The organism is Sporosarcina sp. P3, from assembly GCF_002743415.1.
Classification (GTDB): domain Bacteria; phylum Bacillota; class Bacilli; order Bacillales_A; family Planococcaceae; genus Sporosarcina; species Sporosarcina ureae_A.
Genome location: NZ_PDZE01000025.1, coordinates 1 through 9645, shown reverse-complemented (window position 1 = coordinate 9645; position 9645 = coordinate 1). Strand labels below are relative to the sequence as shown.

Here is a 9645-nt window from a genome sequence, read left to right as displayed (position 1 = left end):
TCGATGAACGAAAGACCGAAATCTAGTCTCCTAGTATTTTCATCTTCGTTATAGTAATCTGCAACCACTTTATCGATCTTTGTTATTCTGTTATTTTCTTCATCACGTAAATATATATCTACAGCTTGCGATTCATCGACATTGAGCATTTCTAATGAAAAGCCAAACTTTTCACTTTGCACACCGATTTGATAAGGGTTCACAAAACTAATCGCAGGATCTTCATACACATAGACACTAAAGTCTCTCACTCGCGCAACTTCCCTACTTCCTAAATACAGCACAATATCTATCGTATTTTCTCCGTTTACATTTTGAAAAGAATTTACCTTTTCTAAATACCTTGTTTGATATTCACCAATCACACTATATGAGTCCAATTGATTGGCTCTCGCAACCACTTGTCCATTTTGAATCATTTCCAAACGGCTTACCTTAATACCTGTGACAGCATTATATTCGCGATCACGAAGGGACAACCAGAAAAAGTACGCCTGTGTATTTGCTGCAAAATATTTAGTAGCACTCGTTTTTTCATTGTCAACCTCATTAACTAATTCGGTATTGAATAGCCGAGTAGATTGATCTAAGATCCGTGTTACAGTCATTTCTCCATCATTCATTTCCATTTCATTTTGCGCAAAACTTTTTTGTGGTATAGCAGTCACGCTAGCCAGAATCATAACCAGGAGCGTGTAAAATAAAACATTGACAATTTTCAATGAAATTCCTCCAATACAATAATAAATACATAATACCATTACTATAGTATTGTGTACATAGACTCATAGTGGTGAAATATTATTAGTAGATGAACTAATAATCCAAAAAAACCAACTTATTAGCCGATCTCACATAGTAATTTAGTTAAATTTAATTTTCTAGCTAGTTCTCTTCAATACTCAATTTTATTTTTAAAAGAGTGTTAATTTGTCTAATTAAAAACCTCTTAAACCCACACTTACTATCACTCCTACATTTAACGGCAGTTGGAACACAATTTTTCCATACATACTCACATACTAGTAAACATTCAGTTGCCCATTTGAAGTGTAGGAAGAACCCAGCACTCGCACTACTACTTTTTCAATATACCTGTATCCTTTTCAAGAAAACTCTCTATATGGAGTATGAGAAGTACAAAATGAGTACTCCAACTACACTACACTCTAGGGGGGGCAACGATATGAAATTACTACTTAACGAAGAGCCAATTCCATTATTACCGTCATTAGTCATGAAAGTCGGACTGAACGCTGCGCTATTCCTACAACAACTTCACTACCGCTCGAACATTTTCAAAAACATTCGCGACGGTCATAAATGGGTATACAACACATACGACGACTGGATGGAGGAATTTTCATTCTGGTCACTCAACACGATCAAACGGATTACGCACGACTTGAACAAAAGGGATATTTGATTCCACCTCGAAGCACATCAAGATGAAAATCGACAATACGAAATGGTATCGAATCAATTATGAAAAGTTAACTTTTTCCTATAAGCCAAATGAGATACCGGCTGACCCAAAAGTGGACGAGACACCAATCCAACATGAGACGATTGCTAACCCACAATTGGACACTGTGCAAACCCACACTGAGACGGTGGCGTATCCCACTATGGGAGGGCCAATAACCAAAGAACTTAAGAATATAAAGAATAAACCCATTGTCGAGAAGAATCTCGACGTCGCACAATCTGTGATTCAGTACCTAAACGACAAAACCGGAAAACACTTCAAATCCCAATTCGCCGCTACTCGTAAATTTATCAACGGTCGGATTAAAGAAGGCTACACGCAAGACGACTTCATCCGAGTCAGCGATCTAAAAACAAAGCAATGGTTAAAAATGAACTAGCCGTGTCAAAGAAACCAAAAAGTTGCCTATCCGTTGCACCCATGCTTGATTTCAACAGAGGGGATGAGTAAGCGATAAATAGTCAACTGGTGGAATCAAAGATTTCTTTTTAAGAGTAGCTAGTGCATCATTTTTTAATATTGAAGTGTGAAGCGGACAATCTTTAACTTTTCTCTTCTATTCCCCTCTTTAACTACTCGAATTGTTTGAGGACAGGTAACCTAACTAAACACCTCTCATACTCGACAATAGAATATAAGTATGCTTACTCAATCCATATACTCTTCCATACCGAGAAGTTCGTCTATCGTATGCAAACAGTAGCTAACGTAGCCCGAACGAGTTTTCTCAAAAGTTGGCGGCAAGTACCGGAGAATGGAATGCGTATCCATACAGGTCAATGAAGATCCAGTATCCTCACTATAGGATGGAAAAGAGCTAAATGGATAATCTGTGAGGCAATCTACCATCGGAATCTTCGTTTCGATTGGATTGCGGTGAATATAGCGGCTGACTGCGAGGAGGGCTTGCGGGGTATCGACTTCTTTGGCAAAATAGCGACTTTGGTAAATGCGGTCGACATGTCGATAGCGATCCGCAGCATGGCTGATACAGCGCATTAGATGATACATGTCGTCTTCACACGAGAAAACATTCTGACGATTATTGCCACGCATCACTACATAAAAATAGGCATTCGGCCGCCAATTTCGTTTACGTTTGGACAGCACCTTCACCTCCTATCGTCTGCAAGCTAGTAGGTAGCTGTTTCCATATAATCGCTTCTTCCAACGCTTCCATCGAAATATCCGGCCTTTCTTGCAAGTCCGATATTGTGCGGGCGATCCGAATGAGTTTGACCTGTGTCCGATTACTCCATTTCCGTTCAAAGCAGACATCACCAATTGTATTCAACTGATCAGCCGTAAATCCGGCACTCTGCTCCAGTTGTTGAAATGAAACCGTACCATTACGGAGATCGTTTCCATAACGTGCACGTTGAAACTCACGTGCTTTCGCTATCCGCTTGCGAATATCTAAAGAACTTTCAGAAGTAGTTTTCTCTTTCAACCCGCTGCTCTGCAAAGACAAAACATAATCCAGCCTGTCTAAAATCGGACCAGACACTTTCAGTTGGTAGTTTGTCACCTGTTTCGAAGAACATGTATAGTATCGCTTATGGGAACCATAATAACCACATGGACAAGGATTCGTTGCAGCAATCAAAGTAAACGATGCCGGATAGCTCACAGTCTGCTTGACCCGACTTATCGTCACTTCTCCAGATTCCATCGGTTGCCGCAACATATCCAGCGTCTTCCGAGAAAATTCACCCAGCTCATCAAGAAACAGTTTTCCACGGTGCACCAAAGAAATCTCTCCAGGCTTCTGATCAGTACCTCCACCAATCAGTGAAATGGCAGAAGCGGAATGATGCGGTTGGCGATACGGCGGACGCAACATCATCCCCTGCTTTTCCCGTGCGAGATGATACAAGCTATATACTTCAAGCGCCTCTTCCTGCGCCAAGTCAGACATAATAGAAGAAAATGCACTAGCCTACATACTCTTACCGCATCCCGGTGGACCAATCAATAACGTATGATGTTCCCCTGCCGCAGCAATTTCCCATACGCGCTTCGCCTGCTGCTGGCCACGGATCGAGGCAAAACCCGTCCCGCTCTTTCGTATATCCGCTGGCGACAAATGAATCGTAATCTTCTTCATCGTCAAATCAAAATCCAAATGATGCAAACAACTTAAAATACGCTCTTTCGATTCCTTGATACTCGCATCCGGCAACCCAATAATTACACACTGTTCTTTATCGACGCGTATATCGGCCTCCACACGGACACGTTCCCCTTTTAACCCTTGCAGCCCAACACTCATCACAGTCGACGCCATCTCTTCACCTTCTTTACTAAATCTAATTGCATTGAGTATAACGGAGGTGATGCAGCATGGTCAAAACAGTAAAATTGAATTCTTGAAAAGAGAAACGGCATCAATATCATGTTTTATAAAAGAAGAATTGAATTTCACTTGCGATTTCAATAGAAGAAATCCATTCTTCAACTATTTTCTTTTACGATAAAAAAGCCACACGATCATTTACACGATCAGATGACTTTACAGTTTATATGCTCGCAAATTGTCAGATTGGTATCAGAATTGTGTGATGCACAGATCACGCTTTTTAATTATAAAACGGTTGCACACAAAAAAGCTGCCCAGAAAATCAAATTTTGATTTTCCGGGCAGCCATTTATTTATTTCGCTGTTTTTCTCTTACGTGTACCCGCATACTGTGTGATACGGTCTAAAATAATCGCTACGATTACGATAGATAAACCAGTTTCGAAACCCTTACCTGTCTTCAGCTGGGTAACGGAACGGTACACTTCTTCACCCAGTCCAGGCGCACCGACCATAGATGCGATCACCACCATGGAAAGTGACAGCATGATACTTTGATTGACACCGGCCATGATTGTTGATTTTGCTAATGGAATCTGTACTTTCAGCAAACGCTGTGAAGTTTTTGAACCAAATGCTTCTGTTGCTTCAATTAAATCTTCCGGTACCTGCTCAATCCCGAGCATTGTCAAACGGATTGTTGGCGGCATCGAGAAGATAACTGACGCAACAACACCCGGTACGACACCAATGTTAAAGAAGAAAATTGCTGGCAGCAAATAAACGAACGCCGGCATTGTCTGCATCAAGTCGAGTATCGGATTGATAATTCTTTTCGCTGTTGGTGATTGCGAGCCCAATATCCCTAAAGGTATTCCGATAATCAATGCGATGGCGACGGATGCCAACACTAGCGCGAGCATCTGCAGCATCGGGTACCAATAACCTAAGTAATCGATAAACAATAAACCGATTAACGTAAACAACGCAATTCCCCGAGTCGACAATAAATAAGCAATTGCCGCAAAAATAATCGCAAGCAATATCGATGGCACAAAATCCATCCCTGTGACAAGTCCTTCTACTATCCCCTTTAAAAATTCAGAAATGCCGTCAAACACTGTTCCGAACTTGTCGACAAGCCAATCTACACCTTCATCGATCCAGTCGGCAAATGGTAATCTAGGTATATTATTCATGAGTGCTCACCTCTTCTGTTTCTGCTGGGACCATGTCATTATTGATAAACTGTCCATCCCCTGCAAGTGCGCCGATTAACGCGCCGCGGATAATGATTCCTTGCAGATAATCGCGTTCATTCACTACCGCTACTGGAACGGTTGCGGTAGAGACCGCGTCAAACATATCAGTCAGCACTGTATCATGAGACACTTTCGTAATATCACGAATCAAAACATCTTCGAGTGACTTCCCTTCCTCAGTTGCAGCGACCGCACCTTGCGCTGTAACTGCTCCGAGTAGACGATTTCCTTTATCTACTACATAAATGGACGATATACTTAATTTCTTCATCAGACGCAATGCTACACGCGCACCACGGTCAATCTGAATGGTATCGGCTTTCTTCATAATATGGCCGGCTGTCAACACTTTCGACAGATCCACGTCTTCAACAAAACGCTCGACATATTCATTGGAAGGACTCATCAAGATTTCCTCAGGCGTTCCAATCTGGACGATATCGCCATCTTTCATCAGCGCAATCCGGTCCCCAATACGCAATGCCTCATCTAAATCATGTGTAATGAAAATAATCGTTTTGCCCATCTCGTGATGCAGTTGTAGTAACTCGTCCTGCATATCTTTTCGAATTAATGGATCGAGCGCACTGAATGCTTCGTCCATCAGCATAACGTCCGGATCATTCGCAAGCGCACGGGCCAGTCCCACACGCTGCTGCATCCCTCCACTCAGCTGATTCGGGTATTGATTTTCATAGCCTGCCAGCCCTACTAATCGCAATGACTCTTTTGCTGTTTCCTGGCGCGCCGCCTTGTCGATACCCTGAATTTCCAGACCGTATTCCGTATTCTCCTGGATTGTCTTGTGCGGGAACAATGCAAAGTTCTGGAACACCATACTGATTTTCTTCCGTCGTACTTCGCGTAATTGTTCTTTATTCATTTTGACAATATCCTGCCCGTCGATTAATACCTGGCCCACCGTTGGTTCAATCAGACGGTTCAGCATACGGACCAGCGTCGACTTCCCGCTCCCCGACAACCCCATGATGACAAAGATTTCTCCATCATAGACGTCAAATGAGGCGTTTTTTACGCCGACCGTTGCACCTGTCGCCTGTAGGATTTCATTCTTCGACATGCCATCATTCAATAATTGTGTAGCTCGTTTAGTATTCTTTCCGAAAATTTTTGTTGTGTTACGCACTTCAATTTTCTTCATCATTTCTACTTCACTCATATGTACAACTCCCTGGTTTCGTTAAAGTTCAACGTTATTATTATAGACGTAACCGTTTTGCAATTCAACAGTTTATGCAATTTTAATTGTTTGTACAGTAAAAACTGTACAAAAGATCATTTATTCTTTGCTTTTTTCAAGCAAATATAATACGCTATATAAGCAATCGGGGAGGTGTCTATCCCCACTATGATAATGGAGGTACTCTCTATGGACGGTAAAGAGCAGCTTGAAAAATCGCGCGAACGAATCATTGAAACTATTGCGCAGAACATACATTTATACGGTCTTACACCTTCAGCTGGCAGACAATTCGGCACGATGTTCTTTCACGATGAACCACTGACACTTGATGAAATGACAGAAGAACTTGGAATGAGTAAAACGAGCATGAGCACTTCTGTACGCTCACTATCTGATTTAAAATTGGTCGAACGCGTCTGGAAACGGGGCGTCCGCAAAGATTTATATAAAGTAAGAGAAGACTGGTATCAAAGCTTCATCGACCTGTTTTCTATCAAATGGCGCCAGTCTGTCTCTCTTCATTTAACGGCAGTCCGCAAGTCGCTGAATGAGATGAATAAACTGCTCACTGATCCCTCTATTACTGAAGAACTGAAGCAGACGGTTGAAATGGATATTGAAAGACTGCACTATGTACAGGATTATTACCAATGGCTCGATCAGTTGGTCGATGCATTTGAAGATCATGATATTTTTGATCTAGTTCCAATAAAAGAGAATAGACGGGAAGACAGACAACCGTAAAAGCTTTGGCTTTTACGGTTTTTTATTGTTTACTAAAGCAAAAAATAACCTTCGGACTTGTTTGCAGAACGCAAATTTCCGGCAGTTATACAACTATCTTGGAACATATTAGGAATGAGTGACAATATGCTTTATAAGCGTGCAATTATCGGCGAAGGACCTGCCGAATTAAGACGATTGAGATAAGAAGATATTGCGAATTACCCCTCAGTCGAATTTCACAACGACCGCATCGTCTCGGTTGAACGTATAGATCAAACACATTCCGATTGTTGACGATGTCATCTTAGGACTTGAAAGAGAAAACGACCAGTTTCACTCTTTAGAAGACAGCACCCTCTTCGACCGAACTGCTGCCTTCACTTCGATTATGGCGCCACCCCAACCATTTCACCGAAAACCTGGCCCCTGAGCCAGATCAATACGGGGCTATACTCACTGACGAATACAGTCGAACTACCGTACGAAATATATGTGCAGCAGGCGATTCAGCTAACATTGTCCCCTCGCAGCAGAAGAACGCCTTTGATGTTCAAACAAATTCAACGTATGTTTCATTCGTACAGAAAAAACTGTACGAACAATAAATATAGGTAAAACAGTTGTATTACAAATAGATTACAGATATACTAGTTAACGTTCGCTGCTACGTCAGCAAAACAAACAGGTTGTATTTACATACAAATGTTGAACATACAATAGTTCATCTAACTTGCAACCATCAAGGAGGAAATTAATCATGTCATTTAAGAAGAAGGTTTTAGGTTTCGGCACAGTCGCTTTATTAACAGTAGGTCTTGCAGCATGCGGCGGAGACAAAGACGAGGATACGTCGAAAACTGATGGTGACGGAGACAAAGCAGGGTCTACAGAATCTATCGGTAAAGCAGTAGACTACAAAATTACAGGAATCGATCCGGGTGCCGGCATCATGGAAGCATCAGAGCGAGCACTTGAAGACTACGACCTTGAAAAATGGGATGTTCAAACAGGTTCAGGCGCAGCGATGACAGCAGCACTGAAAAAAGCGTATGACAAAGAAGAGCCTATCATCGTGACCGGCTGGTCTCCACACTGGAAATTCGCTAAATATGACCTGAAATATCTTGATGATCCAGAAGGTTCATACGGTGGTGCGGAAGAAATCCACACAATCGGACGTCTTGGTTTAGAAGAAGATCTTCCGGAAGCGTATAAAGTGCTAAGCAACTTCCAGTGGACAGAAGAAGATATGGGCGCGGTCATGGTTGAAATCATCGATGGAGAAGATCCAAAAGTGGCAGCACAAAACTGGATCGATGCAAACGAAGACAAAGTAGCTGAGTGGACTGACGGCGTAGAAAAAGTCGACGGAGAAGAAATCAAGTTTGTTTATGTAGCTTGGGACAGTACAGTTGCGAGCACGAACGTAATGGGTAACGTACTTGAAGAGCTGGGTTACAAAGTAGAAATGTCACAAGTTGAAGCTGGTCCAATGTATACAGCAGTTGCAGACGGCAGTGCAGACGTATTGCTGGCAGGCTGGTTGCCAATTACCCACGCAACATACATGGACAAGTTCGGTGACAAATTAGACGATATCGGCGTAAGCATGGAAGGCGTTAAAATTGGTCTTGTCGTACCAACTTACATGGATATTGATTCAATTGAAGATTTGAAAGAGTAAACTCAATAGAGTGTGAAGCTGTTCTGAATGTCAGAAATGACTTTCAGAGCAGCTTTTTTGCAGCGGTAAATGAACGTGCAAAACTTCCCGCAGGCGAACCATCACTGTATGATTACCACAGAGTAGACAGTATAAGACACCCGCTCCTACGGACTACACTACGTCTCAAAGAGGATGCGGCTTCTCCACGGACCCATCCCTGTAGCCCGATTCTTGAATTGTGTGATGCACAGGTAACGCTTTTTTATTTACTTTTCGCCTTTCAGTCTTTCACTTAGATATATAGACATCCAAACCATCCCACGACGCCTGCCACTAACATTTGATAAAACACTCTAACCTCTACAAACGCCAGAGAGACCACCATCACTTTTTGGATTAGCAGTCTCTCTTTATTTATCCCTATATACAATCACAGAATTGCCTGGAATACACATACCCTTTATAGAATTTACAATTGACCGTAAATATGCTCTGTTTTGACTCTCTCCACTATATAAATGTGTAAGAAACAGGCACTCATAACGATTATTTCACCGTAAACTCAATAGCAGCTGGTTCGTTTAACTGATTACCCTCTCCAGATGTAACACGCTGGTCTACAATGAGAATATACGTCATACCAGAAGTGAAGTTTTTCTCTGGCGTAATTTCCAGCATGATTCCATCTTCTTGCAAGGCATACCCGACTTTCACGGACTTACCCGATTCTTTTTCAATAATATATGTATTACTGTTATTGATCGTATTTTCATCTACCGACTCACTGAACGTTACGCTCCATGTTTTAGTAGGTTTAATATCTTCTCTTTTCTTAAACGTTTTAAAACCTTCAAGTGGATTAGTGAGATCATTTTCATTTATGACATCTTTCTCTACTAGAAATTCAAAGTACTTCATTTCTTTATTCAACGCGTTATATACCTTAATAGTATACGCACCACCATAATCCGTAAAATACTCTGGCAATAACTTTACGTT

9 protein-coding genes and 1 pseudogene are annotated in these 9645 nt (G+C 41.7%); 4 read left to right on the top strand and 6 right to left on the bottom strand.

What is annotated here, in order from left to right; translation table 11 throughout:
* The coding region (locus CSV61_RS16285; RefSeq protein ID WP_143561113.1) for a hypothetical protein at window positions 1-722 on the bottom strand (722 nt) is incomplete at its 3' end.
* A 464-nt stretch (window positions 723-1186) separates the two neighbouring features.
* Between CSV61_RS16285 and CSV61_RS16280 the strand changes: the two genes are divergently transcribed.
* On the top strand, window positions 1187-1426 hold the full coding sequence (locus tag CSV61_RS16280; protein ID WP_099640078.1) for a hypothetical protein: 240 nt from the start codon (window positions 1187-1189) through the stop codon (window positions 1424-1426).
* Window positions 1427-1448: 22 nt separating this feature from the next.
* Window positions 1449-1868, top strand: coding sequence for a conserved phage C-terminal domain-containing protein (locus CSV61_RS16275; RefSeq protein ID WP_099640077.1), 420 nt, complete (start codon window positions 1449-1451; stop codon window positions 1866-1868).
* A gap of 269 nt (window positions 1869-2137) precedes the next feature.
* Here CSV61_RS16275 and CSV61_RS16270 read toward each other — a convergent pair whose 3' ends face one another.
* From CSV61_RS16270 to CSV61_RS16255, 4 genes and pseudogenes are all read right to left on the bottom strand, one after another.
* Window positions 2138-2599: a hypothetical protein gene (locus tag CSV61_RS16270; RefSeq protein ID WP_233193665.1), complete on the bottom strand. Its 462-nt coding sequence runs from the start codon at window positions 2597-2599 to the stop codon at window positions 2138-2140.
* Window positions 2583-3761, bottom strand: a pseudogene (locus tag CSV61_RS16265) (YifB family Mg chelatase-like AAA ATPase). Before CSV61_RS16265 ends, CSV61_RS16270 begins: the two are co-directional and overlap by 17 nt.
* Before the next feature lie 380 nt (window positions 3762-4141).
* Window positions 4142-4987 (bottom strand): ABC transporter permease, encoded by an 846-nt coding sequence (locus CSV61_RS16260; RefSeq protein WP_099640076.1) that lies wholly within the window; start codon window positions 4985-4987, stop codon window positions 4142-4144.
* Window positions 4980-6230: a quaternary amine ABC transporter ATP-binding protein gene (locus CSV61_RS16255; protein WP_099640075.1), complete on the bottom strand. Its 1251-nt coding sequence runs from the start codon at window positions 6228-6230 to the stop codon at window positions 4980-4982. The genes CSV61_RS16260 and CSV61_RS16255 overlap by 8 nt, the downstream gene beginning before the upstream one ends.
* Before the next feature lie 210 nt (window positions 6231-6440).
* Between CSV61_RS16255 and CSV61_RS16250 the strand changes: the two genes are divergently transcribed.
* Together CSV61_RS16250 and CSV61_RS16245 are read left to right on the top strand one after the other, a co-directional pair.
* Window positions 6441-6998, top strand: a complete 558-nt coding sequence (locus CSV61_RS16250) for a GbsR/MarR family transcriptional regulator (protein ID WP_099640074.1) — start codon at window positions 6441-6443, stop codon at window positions 6996-6998.
* A gap of 739 nt (window positions 6999-7737) precedes the next feature.
* Window positions 7738-8664, top strand: a complete 927-nt coding sequence (locus tag CSV61_RS16245) for a glycine betaine ABC transporter substrate-binding protein (protein ID WP_099640073.1) — start codon at window positions 7738-7740, stop codon at window positions 8662-8664.
* Window positions 8665-9192: 528 nt separating this feature from the next.
* Here the strand turns inward: CSV61_RS16245 and CSV61_RS16240 are convergent.
* Window positions 9193-9645 (bottom strand): Ig-like domain-containing domain (locus CSV61_RS16240; RefSeq protein ID WP_143561112.1); only part of this gene is annotated, 453 nt, incomplete at its 5' end.

Excerpts from the sequence above, each read along its gene's own strand:
- CSV61_RS16245 (WP_099640073.1), top strand. The coding sequence starts at position 7,738 with ATGTCATTTAAGAAGAAGGTTTTAGGTTTCGGCACAGTCGCTTTATTA.
- CSV61_RS16255 (WP_099640075.1), bottom strand. The coding sequence starts at position 6,230 with ATGAGTGAAGTAGAAATGATGAAGAAAATTGAAGTGCGTAACACAACA.
- CSV61_RS16260 (WP_099640076.1), bottom strand. The coding sequence starts at position 4,987 with ATGAATAATATACCTAGATTACCATTTGCCGACTGGATCGATGAAGGT.
- CSV61_RS16280 (WP_099640078.1), top strand. The coding sequence starts at position 1,187 with ATGAAATTACTACTTAACGAAGAGCCAATTCCATTATTACCGTCATTA.
- CSV61_RS16275 (WP_099640077.1), top strand. The coding sequence starts at position 1,449 with ATGAAAATCGACAATACGAAATGGTATCGAATCAATTATGAAAAGTTA.
- CSV61_RS16250 (WP_099640074.1), top strand. The coding sequence starts at position 6,441 with ATGGACGGTAAAGAGCAGCTTGAAAAATCGCGCGAACGAATCATTGAA.